A 16,602-nucleotide genomic window follows, 5' to 3' on the forward strand; every position below is an offset into this window, starting at 1 on the left:
TCAGCCCTTGTTGGCGCCCAGGGTCAGTCCGCTGACGAACTGGCGCTGCAGCACGAAGTACACGATCAGGGTGGGGATCGCGGTGAGCAGGGCGCCCGCGGCGACCAGGTTGGGGTCGGTGAAGTACTGCCCGGAGAGGTTGTTCAGCGCCGAGGTGATCGGCATGTTCTCGCCGGTGGAGATCAGCACGATCGCCCAGAAGAAATCGTTGTAGATCCAGATCGAGAGCAGGGTCGCGAGGGCCGCCATGGCGGGCTTGCACAGCGGCAGCACGATCTGCCAGTACATCCGCCACACCGACGCCCCGTCCACCAGGGCCGCCTCGGTCAGCTCGTGCGGCAGCATCCGCATGTAGTTGCTGAGCACGAAGGCGCAGAACCCGGACTGGAACGCCACGTGGATCAGCACCAGGCCGAGGGCGGAGTCGTACAGCTTGCCGCTGACGGTGATGCCGGGCAGGTCGATCAGCAGGTACATCCGGTACAGCGGGGTGATGATGACCTGCTGCGGCAGCAGGTTGCCCGCCGTGAACACCAGCAGCAGGAAGATGTTCAGCCGGAAGTCGAAGCGGGAGACGTAGAACGCCACCATCGACGACAGCAGCAGCGTGATCAGCACGGCCGGGACCGCGATGATCAGCGTGTTGCCGAAGTAGTGCAGCATGTCCGACTGCTGGAAGGCGTTGGTGAAGTTCTCGAAGCTCAGCTTGTGCGGCCAGGACACGTAGCCGCGGTTGCTGGTCTCCGAGTACGGCCGCAGGGCCGCGAAGACCGCCCACAGCAGCGGTGCCAGCCAGGCCAGCGCGGTGACCACCAGGAACGTGTGCAGCAGGATCCGGGCCGGGCGGACCGGGGTGCGCTTGGTTGCGACGACAGCCGTGCTCATGCGCGCCGCTCCTTCCTGAACGTCGCGATCAGGTACGGGATGATGACCGCGAGGGAGATCACCAGCAGCACCACCGCGATCGCGGAGCCGTAACCGATCCGGCTGGACTCACCGATGATGTTGTTGGTGATCAGAATCGACAGCAGCTCGGTGCCCTGGGCGCCCTTGTTGAACACGAACACCAGGTCGAAGGCGCGCAGCGCCTCGATGATCGTGACGACCAGGACGACCGTGTTGGTGGGGCGCAGGGTGGGGAAGATGACGTTCTTGAACGTCTGCCACTCGTTCGCCCCGTCCAGCGAGGACGCCTCCCGCAGCGACGGGTCCACGCCCTTCAGGCCGGCCAGGTAGAGGATCATCATGTAGCCGGTGTGCCGCCAGGAGGCGGCGATCAGCACCGCCCACAGGTTCAGGTGCGGGTTGCCGATCCAGTCGATGTAGTGGCCCGGCTTGTTCGCCCCGATCAGGCTGTTGATCAGCCCGGTGTCCGGGTTGTAGACCAACTGCCACACAAAGCCGGTCACCGCGAGCGAGACCACGACCGGCAGGAAGAACGCGGTCTGGTACACCCGGCTGAAGCGGATCTTCTTGTCCAGCTGGACGGCCAGGAACAGGCCCATCGGCGTCGGGATCAGGATGAGCACCACGAACCAGATGATGTTGTGCTCGACGGCCGGCCAGAACTGCGGGTTGTCGGTGAACAACTGCTTGAAGTTGTCCAGCCCCACCCACTTGATCGAGTCGAAGCCGATCCCGTCCCAGCTGGTGAAGGCCAGGAAGATCGAGGAGATCGCGGTGACCCACACCAGGGCCACGTGCAGGGCGGTGGGCACGCCGGCCATGAAGGCGAGCGTGATGCGGTCACGGCGGGTCAGCAGGCGCTTGTGGCCCTGCGGGACCCGCTTGGTTGCAGGCGCATGGCCCGGAGCCGGCACGGCGGCCGCCTCCGGGCTCTTCGTGGTCGTCTCGGAGCTCATCAGGACGCGAAGATCGTCTTCTTCTGGCGCTCGATCGAGGACAGCAGGCTGTCGACGCCCTTGGGGTTCTGGAGGAACTTCTGCAGACCCGGCTGCATCACCGTCGAGGTGAAGTCCGGACGCGAGTCGCGGTCCATGAACTGGGTGAGGCTCTTGGCGTTGCTGATCATGTCGTACGCCTTCTTCTGCAGCGGCGTGTACGACGAGGTGTCGGCCTTGCTGGAGGCGGCCACCACGCTGGAGTCGGCCTTGAGGTAGATCTGCTCGGCCTCCGGCGTGCCCAGGAACTCCATCAGCTTGGTGACACCGGCGTGGTTCTTGGGCGCCTTGGAGACCATGAAGCCGTCGGTGGGTGCCTCGACGGTGTCCTGCCCGAACTGCGGGTTGATCTCGGGGAAGGCGAAGAAGTCGAGGTCGTCGAGGTCGGCCTTGTTGGTGAACTGCTGGGCCACGAAGGAACCGAGGACGTACATGCCCGCCTTCTTCGACACCAGGGTCTGGGCGGCGTCCTGCCAGGTGCGGCCCATGAAGCCGTCCTGGTGGTAGGGCAGCAGCTCGGACCAGTGGTCGAAGACCGCCTTGACCTTCGGGTCCGTCCACGCCTCCTTGCCGGCCATCAGGGACTTGTGGAAGTCGTAGCCGTTGAGGCGGAAGTTGATCTGGTCGAAGGTGCCCATCGCCGGCCAGGCGTCCTTGTCACCGAACGCGATCGGGACCAGGCCGTCCTTCTTCATCTGCTTGCACAGGGCCACCAGCTGGTCCCAGGTGGTGGGCACCTGGTAGCCGTGCTGCTTGAAGACGCTCTTGCGGTAGAAGAGCGCCCACGGGTACGTGTACAGCGGCACGAAGTAGTACTTGCCGTCCTCGCCCTTGGACAGCTGCTTCATGGCGTCGGGGAAGTTGCCGCCGATCTTCTGCCACACGTCGTCGATCGGGGTGGCGAGCTTCTTCGCCGCGAAGAACTGCATGCGGTAGCCCGCGAACCAGGTGAACACGTCGTCCGGCGTCGCCTGGAGGTAGGAGTTGATCTGCTCCTGGAAGGTGTTGTGGTCCTTGGTGTTCACGTCGACCTTGATGCCGGACTTCTTGGTGAAGGCGGCGTAGATCTCCGCGAAGGCCTTCTTGGGCACCGCGTCGGAGGAGTTGGAGCCGAGACTGACGGTCTTCGGGTCCGACGAGGACCCACTGCCGCCACAAGCGGACAGCAGGGGTATGCCCGCACCCGCGAGCAGGGCGGCACCCCCCACACCACGCAGCAGACCGCGACGGCTGGGGGCGGGCACTGAGAGGCCCGAGGTGGAGAGGTCCATGTACGGCTCCTGAAGGCAGGGGTTCGGTCACAACGCCATTGTCGAAAAAAGTCGAAACCGACCAGAAATCAACTCGACCGAACATCGTGGCGCTTATATCAGCCCTATGTCCGGTCATGCGTCAAGAGCCGCCGGGGACCTTTGTGGAAATGTGACCGACATGTTCGTGATCGTTTCGGTCCGAGTGATCGAACGATCCCGCCCGGAGATGAGAGTAAATGCCGGATTCGCGTCGCGGCCAGGGCCTGCTATGCGACGATCCGGACCGACTTCGTCACACTGACCTGGTCGATCTCGGACGTGCGGACGGTGGCCTTCATGGTCCAGGTCCCGGCGAGGGGCACGGTGAGCGAGCTGGTCCCCCAGTAGCCGCCCAGATCGGTCAGCCGGGCGTCCAGCGGGCCGATCTTCTGCGCGGGCAGGCTGAGGGAGAGCCGCAGCTCGGGGACGGTGACGATGCCGCCGTCGGGGCCGAAGACGACCGCCTGCACGGTGTTGTCGCCGACGCGGCCCGGGTCGAGCGTGATCTGCACCTTGCCGCGCGCGCGACCGACCTCGAACGGGATCGTCGTCACCGACGCGGCGGGCAGCCCGCCGGCCGTCGCGGGTGCCTGCGCCGCCTCCGCGGCCGCGCGGCCCGGCAGCGTGCTGCTGAGCACGGTCGTGAGCACCAGCACCACCACCCCGACGGCGACCTCGGCGAGCACGCTGCGGCGCAGATTGCGGCGGCTCGCGCCTTCGGCGGCCGGGGCGGCCGGTTCCTCCCCGGCGGCCGCGGGAGGCCCGCCCACGGGCTCCGGGACCCGCTCCCGTACGGCCGTCTCGGCGTCCGCCGTCACCAGCCGCGCGGTCCAGCGCCGCGAGAGCCCCGCGGCCGCCAGGAGGAGCACCACAGCGGCCAGTTTGGCCACCAGCAGGCGCCCGTACGTCGTCCCGGTGAGCGCGCTCCAGGAGCCGAGGCCCCGCCAGGACTGGTAGACGCCGGTGACGACCAGGACGGCCACGGAGGCGAAGGCGATCCGGGAGAAGCGGGCCACGACGGCCGGGGCGAGTTCGGTGCGGTGGAGCAGGATCAGCAGCGCCGTGAGGCCGCCCAGCCAGACCGCCATCGCCAGCAGGTGCAGCACCGCGGAGGCCATCGCGAGCGGCACCTGGAGGCCCGCCGAGGCGTGCTCTGAGGCGGCCCAGGTGAGCGCGAGGGCCACGGAGAGGGCACCACCGGCGGCGAGCAGCGGCCGCGGCCGTGCGTCGCGTTTGCGGAGTCGTACGGCGAGCAAGGCAGCGACCAGCAGCAGGGCGAGCCGGGCCAGCAGGGCGAGCCCCGGGCGGCCCGTGAGGGTACGCGTGAAGGCGGTGGCGTCCAGGGCGGTCGCGGGGCCCGAGCCGGTCTCGTACGGGGCGCGCAGCGCCAGCAGCGCCAGGGTGCTCCCCAGCAACGTCCACCACCCCACGACCAGGGGTTTGCGCAGCGGGCCGCGGTCCGTCGGGCGGCACAGGGCGACGAAGGCGGCCGTGCCGATCAGCAGCGCCGCCGACAGGTACGCCAGATAGCGGGCGATGTTGTAGAGACTGGCGGTCGCCGGGTTCTCGACCGGCCCGGTGTTCACCGTGGCGACCGTGGCGGAGGCTTTGCCGACGGAGAAGGTGAACGCGCCGCCCACCGGGTGGCTGTCCGCCGAGACGACCCGCCAGGCCACGACATAGGTGCCTTCGGCGAGCTTCTTCGGCAGGGTCACGCTCGCCGTGTCGGAGCGGCCCCTCGCGTGCTGCGCCTCACCGATGGCCACACGCTGGTTGTCGGGGTCCAGGACGCGGAAGGAGTCGTCCAGCAGACCGACGGACTCGGTGAACGTCAGGGTGATGGAGCGGGGGGCCGACCTGAGGACGGTTCCGTCCTCGGGGTCGGTGGACTTCAGGGCCGCGTGCGCCGACGCGGGCCCCGCACCCCCGAGGACGAGCAGGACCAGCACGGCACCGAGCAGCACCAGCCCTCGCACCCCCGGACGCCGCTGCCGCCCCCTGCGCTCACCGTCACACCCCACGCCACCCTCCGTCCCGGCCCGGACCGCCTCCCGCATAGGTACGGACACGAACCGCCGAGCATTCACCAAGTCGGCCGGGCCGACACCCCTCCGTCGACCACCAGGTCGTGTCCCGACACCCAAGAGGCCAGTCGGGAGGCCAGGAACACGCAGGCGTCGCCCACGTCCTCCGGCTGGCCGAGGCGGCCGAGCGGGGCCGCTGCGCGCCAGCGCCGGACGCCCTCCGGCCAGGCGTCCGCCAGGCCCTCGCGGTCGATGAGGCCGGGGGAGACGCTGTTGACTCGGATGCCGTACGCGCCGTACTCCAGGGCCGCCGAGCGCGCGTGCATCACGACGGCGGCCTTGGCGGCGCCGTAGTGGGCGTGCAGCGGCGCCGGCTGGCGGGCCTCGATCGAGGCGATGTGGGTCACGGAACCTCCCGCGCCGCGCTCCCGCATGGCCTGCGCGGCGGCCTGGGTGCACGCGAAGACGCTGGACACGTTGACGTCCACCACGGCCCGCCACTCGGCCGCCGTCATCCCGGGCAGCTCCCTGACCGGCTGCACGCCCGCGTTGTTGACCAGCGCGGTCAGCCCGCCGCCCCACTCGGCCGCCTCGCCGACCACCCGCCGGCACGCGTCCTCGTCGGTGAGGTCGCCCTGCAGTACGACGGCCCGCCGGCCGAGCTCCTCGATCCGTGCGGCCACCGCCCGCGCCGCCTCCACGGCCGTACGGCAGTGCACGGCGACCGCCGCGCCCTCCTCGGCGAAGCGCAGCGCGATGCCCCGGCCGATACCGCCGCTCGCGCCCGTGACCAGGGCGACCTGTCCCTCCAGCAGCTTCATGGACGGCACAGTTGCGCAATCCGGTCGGCCTCGGCCGGATACCGCGCCGTGAGCTCGGCCGCCTCCCCGTGCTCGTAGCCCTCGTAGGTGAACCCGGGCGCCATCGTGCACCCGAAGAACGTCCACGCCCCGCCCGCGACGACCCGTCCGCCCATCCAGGTGCCGGCCGGCACGGTCGTCTGGGGCTGCTGGCCGCCCAGTACGTCCGGTCCGAGCACCACCGTCCTGGACGTCCCGTCCGGGGCGAGGAGCAGCAGCTCCAGCGGATCACCCAGGTAGAAGTGCCAGATCTCGTCGGTGGGCAGGCGGTGCACGGCCGAGTGGTCGTCAGCCGTCAGCAGGGCGACGATCGCGGTCCCCTCCGGCCGTCCGTCGGCACGCTCGGGGCCCGCCCAGGTCCGGCGGAACAGGCCGCCCTCGCGCGGGATCGGTTCAAGACCGTAGTGCGCCACCAGGTCCTCAGGAGTCATTCGGGGAGGCTACCGCCCGCCGCACCCGCACCTCCCGGCGCTGGAATCGTCCGCAAGACGTGAAAGCGGCATGATCGGAGGCATGGACGTCACCCTGCACCTCGCCCAGGACCCCAAGGCCGACGAGCTCCTCGGACGTTCCCCGCTCGCCGCGCTCGTCGGGATGCTGCTGGACCAGCAGGTCCCGATGGAGTGGGCGTTCAAGGGGCCCCGCACGATCGCGGACCGGCTCGGCGCCGACGACCTGGACGCGCACGAGATCGCCGTCATGGACCCGGACGCCTTCGCCGCGCTGCTGTCCGAGAAGCCGGCCGTGCACCGCTACCCGGGCTCCATGGCCAAGCGCGTCCAGCAGCTGTGCCAGTACCTGGTCGAGCACTACGACGGCGACGCCGAGCTCGTCTGGAAGGGCGTGCCCGACGGGCGTGAGCTGCTGAAGCGCCTCCAGGAGCTGCCCGGCTTCGGCAAGCAGAAGGCGCAGATCTTCCTGGCCCTCCTGGGCAAACAGCTCGGCGTACGGCCCAAGGGCTGGCGGGAGGCGGCGGGCGGCTACGGCGAGGCGAACTGCCACCGTTCCGTCGCGGACATCGAGGGACCCGAGTCGCTGGCCAAGGTCCGGGCGCACAAACAGGAGATGAAGGCGGCCGCGAAGGCGGCGAAGGCCGCCGGGAAGTAGCCGAGGCCCGCCAGGAGACGGCCGTCAGCCGACCGGCTCCCAGAGGTGGCGCGCCGCCCGCGGCCGGTCCGAGCACGGAACATGACCGAGCCATCGAGCGCCTCCTCCGCGGGCCCGCAGTACGACGACCGCAAGGTCCACGCCACCGGACGCGCGACGGGCCCGCACGAGCCGGAGCCCCCCTTCGAAGGCCCCCTGCACGCCCTGTCCCGCGCCGCCTGGCAGGTCGTCCTGCTGACCGGCGCCGCCTCCCTGATCCTCGGCCTGCTGGTGCTGGTCCGGCCGGGCGCCTCCCTGCTCGCGGCCGGTGTCCTCTTCGGCGTCCACCTCCTGATCAGCGGCATCTTCCAGCTGGTCGCCGCGTTCGGCACCCACCGGACCACGGCCCTGCGCGTCCTGGCCTTCATCAGCGGTTCCCTGTCGATCCTGCTGGGCCTGTTCTGTCTGCGCGGCCCGATGCGGTCGATCCTGCTGCTGGCCCTGTGGATCGGCATCGGCTGGCTCGTCCGCGGAATCACCCAGACCCTCGCCGCCGCCTCCGACAGCGCCATGCCGGCCCGCGGCTGGCAGATCTTCCTGGGGATCGTCACCTTCCTCGGCGGGGTCGTGCTGATCGACTCGCCCTTGCACTCGGTCGCCGTGCTCACCCTGCTCGGCGGCATCTGGCTGGTCGCGGTCGGCGTGGTCGAGATCGTCACCGCGCTCCGTATCCGGGGCCGGGCCCGGCAACTGCCACGCACCCTTTGAGCCGTACCGCGTCCCCCGAACGGGCGGTTCTCGGCCCCGACATGCTGAAGGCGGGACAAACCATGGGCAAATGACCTCTCGTGAGCACCGTACGAAGCCTCCCCCGCGGCCGCGCCTGGCTGCGGACGCTCGTCCTGCTGCTCGCCCTGCTGGTCCCGGGCGCCCACGTGGAGGCGCATACGGCACCGCCCTCCGCCACGGAGATCGTCGAGTACGACGCCCTGGACGCGGCCGTGCGGCCGGCGGCCGACGCCCTGCACCGCACCGTCGTGGCCCTGCGCCCCGCCCCGCTCCAGCCCCCGCCCCGCGACACCCCGGCGGACCGCGCCCTCCCCGCCCCGCCCCGGCTGCCGCACGCCCTGCACGCCCTGCGCTCCGTGGTCCTGCGCTGCTGACAGACCCCGGCCCCCGGAAAAGTCAGTCACCACGCAAGGAACCAGGGAACACAGCCATGCCCACCGACCCGTACGCGGTCCTGCGCGCCCTGCTGCGCGCCGAAGCCGCACGCAACGCGCCGAAACAGAATCTGAAGCAGCCGGAGCCGAAGCAGCCCCCGAAGGAGCGGGATCGCTGACTGTGCCGGCGGAGGCGGATGTTCCCCGTGAACCACCGCCTCCGCCGGGCCGACGCCCGCCGTCCACAGCCTGTGCGACACACCCGTACGGATGCTTTGTCCCGATTTGCAACTTCTTTTCGGTCCCCGCACTGCGTCGCCATGGCTGCGCCCGGAAGGTCTTGACCGGTAGGCTTTCCGTGTGATCTTCAAGCGCATCGGAAACGGCCGGCCGTACCCCGACCACGGCCGGGAAAGCACCCGGCAGTGGGCGGACGTCGCGCCGCGCCCGGTCCGCCTCGATCAGCTCGTCACCACCAAGGGACAGCTCGACCTGGAGACCCTCCTGGCCGAGGACTCGACCTTCTACGGCGACCTGTTCGCACATGTCGTCAAGTGGCAGGGCGACCTGTATCTCGAGGACGGCCTCCACCGCGCGGTGCGGGCCGCGCTGCAGCAGCGCCAGGTGCTGCACGCGCGCGTTCTCGAACTCGACTGACGCACGGCCCGAAGGCCTGCCGGTGACGGCTTGGCCCTTTCGGGTTCACCTGTGCGGCCTCGAATGATCATCTAGTAGGCATCGCCGCCCGGGCGCACTACGCTGCGCTCATGAGCATGCTGACTCCCCCGGGCATGGGTGGTAAGTACCGGATCACGGGGGACAAATACCCACGAATGCGCAGGCGCAGGCGCGGCAGGCTCGGAGTCGCCCTGGTGGCCTCCGTCGCCGCGATCGGCCTGGTCGGCTGGGGCACGCTGCAGCTCATCGACCTCTTCACCGGCGGCGGCGAGAAGGCCTCGGCGGCCGGACCCAAGGCGGACTGCAGGGCCAAGGCGAGCCCGTCGGCCGACACCAGGAAGGCCGCCCTGCCCAAGCCCGGCACGATCACCGTCAACGTCTACAACGCTACGGACCGCAGCGGCCTGGCCAAGAACACGGCGGACGAGCTGAAGAAACGCGGCTTCAAGATCGGCGACGTGGGCAACGCGTCCAAGGAGTTCGACAAGAAGGTCAAGGGCACCGGCATACTGCTCGGCGCCCCGTCCGCCCTGAACAGCTCGCTGCCCGTGCTCGCCACACAGCTCGCCGGCGCCGAGAAGCGGGCCGACACCCGCAAGGGCACCGCCGTCGACCTGATCCTCGGCACGGCCTTCAAGGACCTCACCCCGAAGGCAGCCGCGGACCAGGCCCTGGCGGCACTGGCCAACCCCAGCCCGGCGCCGACTTCTTCAACGAAGCGCTGCTGAGACGCGCCCATTAGGGGCGCGGGGCTGTGTCGATTCGCGGCTCCGCCGCGTGGGCGCGACAAGCCACAGACAACCCGCAGCCGCCAAACACCCGCACCCCTACGGCAAAGAGGCGAAGCCCTACTCGGCAGCGCCGTAAAGGCGATCCCCCGCGTCCCCCAGCCCCGGCACGATGTACCCGTGCTCATTGAGCCGCTCGTCGACGGCCGCCGTCACCACGGTCACCGGCGTCCCCGCCAACTCACGTTCCATGAGCTCGACCCCCTCGGGGGCCGCAAGAAGCACCACCGCGGTCACATCGTCCGCCCCGCGCTTGATCAGCTCCTGGATCGCCGCGACCAGCGTGCCGCCGGTGGCCAGCATCGGGTCCAGGACGTACACCTGACGCCCTGAGAGGTCCTCGGGCATGCGCGAGGCGTAGGTCGACGCCTGCAGCGTCTCCTCGTTGCGGATCATGCCGAGGAAGCCCACCTCGGCCGTCGGCAGCAGCCGGACCATGCCGTCGAGCATGCCGAGCCCGGCCCGCAGGATCGGCACCACCAGGGGGCGCGGGCGGGCGAGCTTGACGCCGGTGGTCGGGGAGACCGGCGTCGTGATGTCGACCTGTTCGGTGCGCACGTCGCGCGTGGCCTCGTAGGCGAGCAGGGTGACCAGCTCGTCGGCGAGACGGCGGAAGGTCGCGGAGTCGGTGCGCTGGTCGCGCAGCGTGGTGAGCTTGTGGGCGACCAGGGGGTGGTCGACGACGTGGAGACGCATGCCCTAACAGTAACCGCGCCCCCGTGCGGCCTGCGCTGGCATCAAACCGCCCATCAGGGGGAAAGTGGGAGGACGTACCAGGGGGTGGTGTGACTGTGCCTGACCTGCCTGAGCGTAAAACCCGAGAGGACTCGCCGTCGGCCGAGACCGACGCCGAGCGCCGGCGCCGCAGGGCCCAGTTCCTGCGTGACCTCGCCGAAGCCCGTGAGCTGCGGGACCGTGTGCAGCCCAGGCGTGCGAAGACCGCACGGCTGCGCCACGCCATGCGCATGCGCACCTTCCGCTGGTAGTTCGGGGTCCGACTCGGGACGCGCCTGAGGGCAACCCGTTGCGTACACACGCCGATCGCCGCGTACGATCCCGCTCGTGGCCGATCAAAGACGGCGGACACAGGGTGCCGAAGACGTCCCCTGAACGCCTTGTTTCTGCCACGATTCCGAGTGGGTGGGGCTCGGAGCACAGCTCTCCCCGCCCTGAGCCCCGCCGGGGGGACCTCCAACCGGCACGCCTAAGACCAGTGGGAGAGTCACGGTGTACTTCGCCGCACTGCTCGCGCGCACCGAAGACGGGTGGGAAGCGAGCGACACAGAGCTCGACGATGTGGAAACCCTGTCGGATCTGGCCGATCTCGCCCGGGAAGCCTCGACCGAGGACGACACGGTGCTCATCCTGATCGAGCAGGAAGAAACCTGGTTCGGTGTCGTCCGCGTCGACGGCGAGGACGACCCTCGGATCTACGTCTCGGACGCCGCCGCCGCTGCCCGCAGCAGCTACGGCGAGATCCTGCTCACCGACGAACTGCTCGGAAGGGAGCCCGGCGAGGACGACCCCGACCTGGACTCCCTCGACCTCGACGGCACCGAGGACGGTGAGGACGAGGAGGACGGCGACGAGGACACGCCGTCCGCCGAGTCCGTGCCGCACAGCCCCGTCGGCGACGCCGAGATCCTCGACGACCTCGGTGTCAGCGCCAAGGAGCTGCGCTCCCTCGACGAGGACGCCCTGAACACGATCGCCGAGGCCCTCGGCGCCTCGGAGGTCCTGGAGACCGTCCGCTGACCGCTGCAGCGACCCGAGGAGGCACCCCCGACCCGGTACGCGACCGCTGGCGGGCCGCGATGCGGCTCGCCCTGGACGAGGCCCGACGGGCCGGCGCCGACGTGCCCGTGGGTGCCGTCGTACTGGCCTCGGACGGTACGACCGTGCTCGGCGCCGGACACAACGAACGCGAGGCGACCGGTGATCCGACGGCGCACGCCGAGATCCTCGCGATCCGCAGGGCCGCGGCCGACCTCGGGGAGTGGCGGCTGTCCGGCTGCACCCTCGTCGTCACGCTGGAGCCCTGCACGATGTGCGCGGGCGCGCTCGTGCAGTCCCGGGTGGACCGGGTCGTCTACGGCGCCCGCGACGAGAAGGGCGGCGCGGCCGGCTCCCTCTGGGACGTCGTACGCGACCGCAGGCTCAACCACCGCCCCGAGGTGATCGAGGGCGTACTCGCCGAGGACTGCGCCCGGATCCTCACCGAATTCTTCCGCTCCCGCTGAAGAGCGGCCCCTGCGCACCGACCCCCGAATACCGATTTCAGAGCACTGCCCGGCGTGCTGTAAGGTCTCCCTCGGTAGCGTGTCCGAGCGGCCGAAGGAGCTCGCCTCGAAAGCGAGTGTGGCGCAAGTCACCGAGGGTTCAAATCCCTCCGCTACCGCTTTGGAAGGGCCCCGTCGAGAGACGGGGCCCTTCGTGCGATCATGTGCGGTCGTGGGGCAACAGTGACAGGGGAGGCCGCAATGGCGGTGAATGCCAAGAAGATCGCCGTCTATGTGCTCGTGGTCTTCGCGCTGTACGTCATCATCACGGACCCGGCCAAGGCGGCCAGCTACGTCCAGATAGGGTTCGAGGGCATATCGGACGCCGCCAAGGCCATAGGCGACTTCTTCACCTGGCTCGCCAACGGCGCCCACTAGGCCGCAGCTAGGAGCGCACATGATCCGCCACCTCGTCCTGTTCAAGCTCGGCGAGGGCGTCGAGCGCGACGACCCGCGCGTCCTGGAGGGCGTCGACGCGTTCCGCTCGCTGGACGGGAAGATCCCCGAGATCCGCTTCTGGGAGCTGGGCTGGAACCTCAGCGACCGCCCCATCGCGTACGACTTCGCCATCAACTCCGGCTTCGACGACGCGGCCGCGCTGCGCCGCTACCTCGAGCACCCGGAGCACCAGGCGGGCGTGACGCTGTGGAAGGAGTTCTCCACCTGGGTGATCGCCGACTACGAGTACTGAGCCGGACCCCGCTGGGCCCTGCGCCGGAAAGGCGCAGGGCCCTTATGCGCATTTAGCCCCAACTTGCCCTCAACACGGCGTTATGCGGTGCTTGCACACAGTGCACATCTCTTGTGATGCTATGACCGCTTTTGCCGAATACGTTGATCGATTGCGAGGTGGAGTTGACCGTGCCGGCCAGTACTGCGCCTCAAGCACCGCCCCAGGAGGCCCCCGAGGCCCCACCGGAGCCCGCACCGCCGCGCAGCCGCGGCGCCGACACCCGGGCCCTCACCCAGGTGCTCTTCGGCGAGCTCAAGGGGCTCGGGCCGGGCACACCGGAGCACAACCGGGTGCGCGGGGCGCTCATCGAGGCCAACCTCCCGCTCGTGCGCTACGCGGCCGCCCGCTTCCGCTCCCGCAACGAGCCGATGGAGGACGTGATCCAGGTCGGCACCATCGGGCTCATCAACGCGATCGACCGCTTCGACCCGGACCGGGGCGTGCAGTTCCCGACCTTCGCGATGCCGACCGTGGTCGGCGAGATCAAGCGCTACTTCCGGGACAACGTCCGCACGGTCCACGTCCCGCGCCGGCTGCACGAGCTGTGGGTGCAGGTCAACAGCGCGACCGAGGACCTGACGACCGCCTTCGGGCGCACCCCGACGACCGCCGAGATCGCCGAACGGCTGCGCATCACCGAGGAGGAGGTGCTCTCCTGCATCGAGGCCGGCCGCTCGTACCACGCGACCTCCCTGGAGGCCGCCCAGGAGGGCGACGGGCTGCCGGGGCTGCTGGACCGGCTCGGCTACGAGGACCCGGCCCTGGACGGCGTCGAGCACCGCGACCTCGTCCGCCATCTCCTCGTACAACTGCCGGAACGGGAACAGCGAATCCTTCTTCTGCGCTACTACAGCAACCTCACCCAGTCGCAGATCAGTGCGGAACTCGGCGTCTCCCAGATGCATGTCTCACGGCTACTCGCGCGTAGCTTCCAGCGGCTGCGATCCGCAAACAGGATCGAGGCATAACCGTCACGAGCGAATCGCTCACCAGGGACGTTCCCGACAGTTCTGTGCTGAAAAAGCCTCAGACCCCCTTTTTCCAGGGCCGATTCGTGTCTCGCATGTCGACATGTCACTACAGCGTGTTGCCGACATGTGACATTCTTCCCCAAGCGCGTTTGCCGCGGCTTCGGCTCCGGTATTCAGGTGAAGGCTGAACTCCTCGCCAGGGGAGGCCCCGGCCACGACCGTCCCGCGACCCAGAGGGGGTGGCATGTCCGCAGACCAGGGCAGCTCGAAGGTGCTCACGCTCACGAAGAGCGCGTCCGCGCCCGCCGACGCCGTGCTCGGCTCCATCGACGAGATGGCAGCCGTCGACACCGCACCGGCCCCGGCCCTTACGGCCGCTGACATCCCGGCCCCGCCGGCCTCGGATGCCATCGACACCCGCACCCTGTCCCGCTCCCTTTTCCTGCGGCTCGCCGCACTCGACGAGACCAGCCCCGAGCGCGCGTACGTCCGGGACACCCTGATCGAACTCAACCTCCCACTGGTGCGCTACGCGGCGGCCCGCTTCCGCTCGCGCAACGAGCCGATGGAGGACATCGTCCAGGTCGGCACCATCGGCCTGATCAAGGCGATCGACCGCTTCGACTGCGAGCGGGGCGTGGAGTTCCCGACCTTCGCGATGCCGACGGTCGTCGGTGAGATCAAGCGGTTCTTCCGCGACACCTCGTGGTCGGTGCGGGTCCCGCGCCGGCTGCAGGAACTGCGCCTGGCCCTCACCAAGGCCAGCGACGAGCTCTCCCAGAAGCTGGACCGCTCCCCGACCGTCCCCGAACTCGCCGCCGTGCTCGGCGTCTCCGAGGAGGACGTGGTCGACGGCCTCGCAGTCGGCAACGCGTACACCGCCTCCTCGCTCGACTCCCCGGCACCCGAGGACGACGGCGGCGAGGGCTCCCTCGCGGACCGGCTCGGCTACGAGGACACGGCTCTGGAGGGCGTCGAGTACCGCGAGTCCCTCAAGCCCCTGCTGGCCAAGCTCCCGCCGCGGGAGCGGCAGATCATCATGCTCCGCTTCTTCGCCAACATGACCCAGTCGCAGATCGGCGAGGAGGTCGGCATCTCGCAGATGCACGTCTCCCGGCTGCTGACCCGGACGCTCGCCCAGCTGCGGGAGGGGCTCATCTCCGACTGAGCCCTTCCTTCCTGACGGAGTGTCAGCCACACTGGCGCGATGCTCCGGACGACATGGACACCTGGCCGTCGAGGCGCTGTGATCGGCGCGTCGGCGGCCGTCGTCTGCCTGGGCGCCGCGCTGGCCGCGTGCGGGGGCGGCGGGGCCGAGGGGTACGTCGCCACCGGGCCGGTGGGCGGTGCGCCTCAGGCGTCCGGTGCGACCCTGACGCCGACGGGCGGGGTGACCTTCGTACCGCTGGACGGAGCGCGCGGGGAGGGCGGGGCCGCCCCTGCGGCCGAAGGCAACGCCGTGCCGGGGAGCGGGACTTCGCCCAGCGCTCCGGCGGCAGCGCCCGCAGGAGTCGGCAGCCCGTCGGGCAACGGCGCCAAGTCCCCTCGTACGCCACCGGGTTCGCCTTCACCGACGTCGACTCCGAGCGCCACGGCGCCCGCTGGGCCCGCCGTTCTCACCTGGGGCGACCCGGCCCGGAAAGCCACCGACAGGCGCTGGTGCGAGGACGTCACGCTGGACTTCGCCAACTCCGGTGGCAGTGCGGTGCGTTCCGGCAGTGTGACCTTCGGGACGCACATCATCGGGGCGCTCGGCATCGACTGGGGGACGGTCGAGTCGACCGTCGGGCTTCCGGTGCCGATCGGTGCCGGGGTACGCAAGGAGAGGACCTGGACGGTGTGTGTCGACGCCTGGCGCGTGCCGCTCGGCATGCACATCGAGACGCGGGACGTCACCGTCCGGTGGAAGTAGCGGCCGGTCCTACTTGAGTGCCAGCCAGGCGACGGCCGCCACGACCGCCACGGCCACGACGATGCCGACGATCAGGCCGATGCGCGGTCCGGCCGGCGCGGACGCCTGCTGCTGACGGCGGCCCTGCGGGCCCTCGTCGACGAACGCGCGGAACATCTGGGTGCTGCCTGCGGGGTCGTGGTTGCCCTGGGGGCCCTGGGGGTTAGCCATAGCCCGAGACCCTAGCGAATCACCGGTTGTGGCCCAAGTGGGGGGCGGTTCGCGGACGTAACCGCTCCCACCTGCATGTTTACTGTCGCAATACTTGCCTTTGCCAAGTTTTTGTCGTTCACCCGAGTCCTTTTATTTGCCTGTAGCAACCAATAACTTCTATGGTTGCCCCAAGCAACGAAAGCGGGAGGTGTGATGGCCGAGCGGGCGCAGTACGAGGAGCTGCTGAGGCAGTTCAGCGCCTTCGGCGCGGTGAAGCGGGAGCTGGGACGGATCATGCCGTCCGACTGCTCGAGCGGCAGCGCCGCGGTGCTGACCCTGCTGGGACGCCACGGCGACATGCGGATGAGCAGACTCGCCGAGCTGCTGGCCGTGGACATGTCGGTCACCAGCCGCCATGTCGCCCACCTCGCCGAGCGCGGCTGGATCGACCGGTCCGCCGACCCGGCGGACAAGCGGTCCCGGATCCTGCACCTCACGCCCACGGGCCTGGCGCAGCTGGAGGCGCTGTCCGAACGGACCACCCAGCTGCTGGCCGAGCGGCTCGCCGACTGGAGCGACGAGGAGGTCGCCCAGCTCAGCTGGCTCATGGAACGCCTGCGGGCCAGCTTCGACGACTGCCGCGCCCTGCCGCCCCGGCTCCCGCCCCCCGCACGTGAACTCGAACTCGAACCGACCACCCGTACACCCGCAAGCACTTAAGAG

Annotated in this window: 23 protein-coding genes and 1 tRNA gene; 16 read left to right on the forward strand and 8 right to left on the reverse strand. The window is 69.8% G+C overall.

Annotated elements, in window-relative coordinates; translation table 11 throughout:
• The 6 genes from ACIBW9_RS12705 to ACIBW9_RS12730 all read right to left on the reverse strand — a co-directional run bounded on the left by ACIBW9_RS12705 (nt 1) and on the right by ACIBW9_RS12730 (nt 6,508).
• A complete protein-coding gene (locus ACIBW9_RS12705) occupies nt 1–885 on the reverse strand; it encodes a carbohydrate ABC transporter permease (protein ID WP_398954149.1) in 885 nt (294 codons plus the stop codon).
• Nucleotides 882–1,862 carry a carbohydrate ABC transporter permease gene (locus ACIBW9_RS12710; RefSeq protein ID WP_398954151.1) on the reverse strand — a complete coding sequence of 327 codons (981 nt, stop codon included), beginning with the start codon at nt 1,860–1,862 and terminating at the stop codon, nt 882–884. The genes ACIBW9_RS12705 and ACIBW9_RS12710 overlap by 4 nt, the downstream gene beginning before the upstream one ends.
• Complete coding sequence (locus ACIBW9_RS12715) at nt 1,862–3,172, reverse strand: ABC transporter substrate-binding protein (RefSeq protein ID WP_398954153.1); 1,311 nt, start codon at nt 3,170–3,172, stop codon at nt 1,862–1,864. The genes ACIBW9_RS12710 and ACIBW9_RS12715 overlap by 1 nt, the downstream gene beginning before the upstream one ends.
• A 248-nt stretch (nt 3,173–3,420) precedes the next feature.
• Nucleotides 3,421–5,157 carry a copper resistance CopC/CopD family protein gene (locus tag ACIBW9_RS12720; RefSeq protein WP_398955205.1) on the reverse strand — a complete coding sequence of 579 codons (1,737 nt, stop codon included), beginning with the start codon at nt 5,155–5,157 and terminating at the stop codon, nt 3,421–3,423.
• Between the two features lie 119 nt (nt 5,158–5,276).
• A complete protein-coding gene (locus ACIBW9_RS12725; RefSeq protein WP_398954155.1) occupies nt 5,277–6,038 on the reverse strand; it encodes an SDR family NAD(P)-dependent oxidoreductase in 762 nt (253 codons plus the stop codon).
• Nucleotides 6,035–6,508 carry a cupin domain-containing protein gene (locus ACIBW9_RS12730; RefSeq protein ID WP_398954157.1) on the reverse strand — a complete coding sequence of 158 codons (474 nt, stop codon included), beginning with the start codon at nt 6,506–6,508 and terminating at the stop codon, nt 6,035–6,037. Before ACIBW9_RS12730 ends, ACIBW9_RS12725 begins: the two co-directional genes overlap by 4 nt.
• An 82-nt stretch (nt 6,509–6,590) precedes the next feature.
• On the opposite strand from ACIBW9_RS12730, the gene ACIBW9_RS12735 reads away from it, so the two are divergent.
• From ACIBW9_RS12735 to ACIBW9_RS12760, 6 genes are all read left to right on the forward strand, one after another.
• A complete protein-coding gene (locus ACIBW9_RS12735) occupies nt 6,591–7,184 on the forward strand; it encodes an HhH-GPD-type base excision DNA repair protein (protein ID WP_398954159.1) in 594 nt (197 codons plus the stop codon).
• 81 nt (nt 7,185–7,265) lie between these two features.
• The gene (locus ACIBW9_RS12740; protein ID WP_398954161.1) at nt 7,266–7,931 is read left to right on the forward strand and encodes an HdeD family acid-resistance protein; all 666 of its coding nucleotides are present in this window, start codon (nt 7,266–7,268) and stop codon (nt 7,929–7,931) included.
• 80 nt (nt 7,932–8,011) lie between these two features.
• Nucleotides 8,012–8,326, forward strand: coding sequence for a hypothetical protein (locus ACIBW9_RS12745; protein WP_398954163.1), 315 nt, complete (start codon nt 8,012–8,014; stop codon nt 8,324–8,326).
• A 56-nt stretch (nt 8,327–8,382) separates the two neighbouring features.
• Nucleotides 8,383–8,505, forward strand: a complete 123-nt coding sequence (locus ACIBW9_RS12750) for a hypothetical protein (protein WP_351477522.1) — start codon at nt 8,383–8,385, stop codon at nt 8,503–8,505.
• Nucleotides 8,506–8,686: 181 nt separating this feature from the next.
• The gene (locus ACIBW9_RS12755) at nt 8,687–8,983 is read left to right on the forward strand and encodes a type II toxin-antitoxin system VapB family antitoxin (protein ID WP_003999914.1); all 297 of its coding nucleotides are present in this window, start codon (nt 8,687–8,689) and stop codon (nt 8,981–8,983) included.
• Between the two features lie 110 nt (nt 8,984–9,093).
• A complete protein-coding gene (locus ACIBW9_RS12760) occupies nt 9,094–9,732 on the forward strand; it encodes a LytR C-terminal domain-containing protein (protein WP_398954165.1) in 639 nt (212 codons plus the stop codon).
• A gap of 120 nt (nt 9,733–9,852) precedes the next feature.
• Here the strand turns inward: ACIBW9_RS12760 and upp are convergent, their stop codons facing one another.
• Entirely contained in the window at nt 9,853–10,488 is a 636-nt protein-coding gene (gene upp, locus ACIBW9_RS12765; protein ID WP_351477528.1) for a uracil phosphoribosyltransferase, read from the reverse strand.
• A gap of 95 nt (nt 10,489–10,583) precedes the next feature.
• Between upp and ACIBW9_RS12770 the strand changes: the two genes are divergently transcribed.
• From ACIBW9_RS12770 to ACIBW9_RS12810, 9 genes are all read left to right on the forward strand, one after another.
• A complete protein-coding gene (locus tag ACIBW9_RS12770) occupies nt 10,584–10,778 on the forward strand; it encodes a hypothetical protein (RefSeq protein WP_398954167.1) in 195 nt (64 codons plus the stop codon).
• Nucleotides 10,779–11,019: 241 nt separating this feature from the next.
• Nucleotides 11,020–11,547: a hypothetical protein gene (locus ACIBW9_RS12775; protein WP_398954169.1), complete on the forward strand. Its 528-nt coding sequence runs from the start codon at nt 11,020–11,022 to the stop codon at nt 11,545–11,547.
• A 59-nt stretch (nt 11,548–11,606) separates the two neighbouring features.
• The gene (gene tadA / locus ACIBW9_RS12780) at nt 11,607–12,032 is read left to right on the forward strand and encodes a tRNA adenosine(34) deaminase TadA (RefSeq protein WP_398954171.1); all 426 of its coding nucleotides are present in this window, start codon (nt 11,607–11,609) and stop codon (nt 12,030–12,032) included.
• 73 nt (nt 12,033–12,105) lie between these two features.
• A tRNA-Ser gene (locus ACIBW9_RS12785) sits at nt 12,106–12,190 on the forward strand.
• An 82-nt stretch (nt 12,191–12,272) separates the two neighbouring features.
• On the forward strand, nt 12,273–12,449 hold the full coding sequence (locus tag ACIBW9_RS12790) for a hypothetical protein (RefSeq protein ID WP_181922395.1): 177 nt from the start codon (nt 12,273–12,275) through the stop codon (nt 12,447–12,449).
• 19 nt (nt 12,450–12,468) lie between these two features.
• Entirely contained in the window at nt 12,469–12,762 is a 294-nt protein-coding gene (locus ACIBW9_RS12795) for a Dabb family protein (protein WP_398954173.1), read from the forward strand.
• Between the two features lie 170 nt (nt 12,763–12,932).
• Complete coding sequence (locus ACIBW9_RS12800) at nt 12,933–13,772, forward strand: RNA polymerase sigma factor SigF (RefSeq protein ID WP_398954175.1); 840 nt, start codon at nt 12,933–12,935, stop codon at nt 13,770–13,772.
• 247 nt (nt 13,773–14,019) lie between these two features.
• Nucleotides 14,020–14,943: an RNA polymerase sigma factor SigF gene (locus ACIBW9_RS12805; RefSeq protein ID WP_398954177.1), complete on the forward strand. Its 924-nt coding sequence runs from the start codon at nt 14,020–14,022 to the stop codon at nt 14,941–14,943.
• A gap of 39 nt (nt 14,944–14,982) precedes the next feature.
• On the forward strand, nt 14,983–15,687 hold the full coding sequence (locus tag ACIBW9_RS12810; protein ID WP_398954179.1) for a hypothetical protein: 705 nt from the start codon (nt 14,983–14,985) through the stop codon (nt 15,685–15,687).
• 9 nt (nt 15,688–15,696) lie between these two features.
• Here ACIBW9_RS12810 and ACIBW9_RS12815 read toward each other — a convergent pair whose 3' ends face one another.
• A complete protein-coding gene (locus ACIBW9_RS12815; RefSeq protein WP_398954181.1) occupies nt 15,697–15,897 on the reverse strand; it encodes a hypothetical protein in 201 nt (66 codons plus the stop codon).
• 195 nt (nt 15,898–16,092) lie between these two features.
• Between ACIBW9_RS12815 and ACIBW9_RS12820 the strand changes: the two genes are divergently transcribed.
• Complete coding sequence (locus ACIBW9_RS12820) at nt 16,093–16,599, forward strand: MarR family winged helix-turn-helix transcriptional regulator (RefSeq protein WP_398954183.1); 507 nt, start codon at nt 16,093–16,095, stop codon at nt 16,597–16,599.
• Nucleotides 16,600–16,602 lie beyond the last annotated feature (3 nt).

The organism is Streptomyces sp. NPDC049541, assembly GCF_044465725.1.
GTDB lineage: Bacteria > Actinomycetota > Actinomycetes > Streptomycetales > Streptomycetaceae > Streptomyces.

What these genes read in the sequence shown, in the direction of transcription:
- ACIBW9_RS12705 (WP_398954149.1), bottom strand. Translation starts at nt 885, where the DNA reads ATGAGCACGGCTGTCGTCGCAACCAAGCGCACCCCGGTCCGCCCGGCC.
- upp (WP_351477528.1), bottom strand. Translation starts at nt 10,488, where the DNA reads ATGCGTCTCCACGTCGTCGACCACCCCCTGGTCGCCCACAAGCTCACC.
- ACIBW9_RS12810 (WP_398954179.1), top strand. Translation starts at nt 14,983, where the DNA reads ATGCTCCGGACGACATGGACACCTGGCCGTCGAGGCGCTGTGATCGGC.
- ACIBW9_RS12795 (WP_398954173.1), top strand. Translation starts at nt 12,469, where the DNA reads ATGATCCGCCACCTCGTCCTGTTCAAGCTCGGCGAGGGCGTCGAGCGC.
- ACIBW9_RS12820 (WP_398954183.1), top strand. Translation starts at nt 16,093, where the DNA reads ATGGCCGAGCGGGCGCAGTACGAGGAGCTGCTGAGGCAGTTCAGCGCC.
- ACIBW9_RS12710 (WP_398954151.1), bottom strand. Translation starts at nt 1,862, where the DNA reads ATGAGCTCCGAGACGACCACGAAGAGCCCGGAGGCGGCCGCCGTGCCG.
- tadA (WP_398954171.1), top strand. Translation starts at nt 11,607, where the DNA reads ATGCGGCTCGCCCTGGACGAGGCCCGACGGGCCGGCGCCGACGTGCCC.
- ACIBW9_RS12735 (WP_398954159.1), top strand. Translation starts at nt 6,591, where the DNA reads ATGGACGTCACCCTGCACCTCGCCCAGGACCCCAAGGCCGACGAGCTC.
- ACIBW9_RS12750 (WP_351477522.1), top strand. Translation starts at nt 8,383, where the DNA reads ATGCCCACCGACCCGTACGCGGTCCTGCGCGCCCTGCTGCGCGCCGAA.
- ACIBW9_RS12715 (WP_398954153.1), bottom strand. Translation starts at nt 3,172, where the DNA reads ATGGACCTCTCCACCTCGGGCCTCTCAGTGCCCGCCCCCAGCCGTCGC.
- ACIBW9_RS12740 (WP_398954161.1), top strand. Translation starts at nt 7,266, where the DNA reads ATGACCGAGCCATCGAGCGCCTCCTCCGCGGGCCCGCAGTACGACGAC.
- ACIBW9_RS12730 (WP_398954157.1), bottom strand. Translation starts at nt 6,508, where the DNA reads ATGACTCCTGAGGACCTGGTGGCGCACTACGGTCTTGAACCGATCCCG.
- ACIBW9_RS12760 (WP_398954165.1), top strand. Translation starts at nt 9,094, where the DNA reads ATGAGCATGCTGACTCCCCCGGGCATGGGTGGTAAGTACCGGATCACG.
- ACIBW9_RS12725 (WP_398954155.1), bottom strand. Translation starts at nt 6,038, where the DNA reads ATGAAGCTGCTGGAGGGACAGGTCGCCCTGGTCACGGGCGCGAGCGGC.
- ACIBW9_RS12805 (WP_398954177.1), top strand. Translation starts at nt 14,020, where the DNA reads ATGTCCGCAGACCAGGGCAGCTCGAAGGTGCTCACGCTCACGAAGAGC.
- ACIBW9_RS12815 (WP_398954181.1), bottom strand. Translation starts at nt 15,897, where the DNA reads ATGGCTAACCCCCAGGGCCCCCAGGGCAACCACGACCCCGCAGGCAGC.
- ACIBW9_RS12790 (WP_181922395.1), top strand. Translation starts at nt 12,273, where the DNA reads ATGGCGGTGAATGCCAAGAAGATCGCCGTCTATGTGCTCGTGGTCTTC.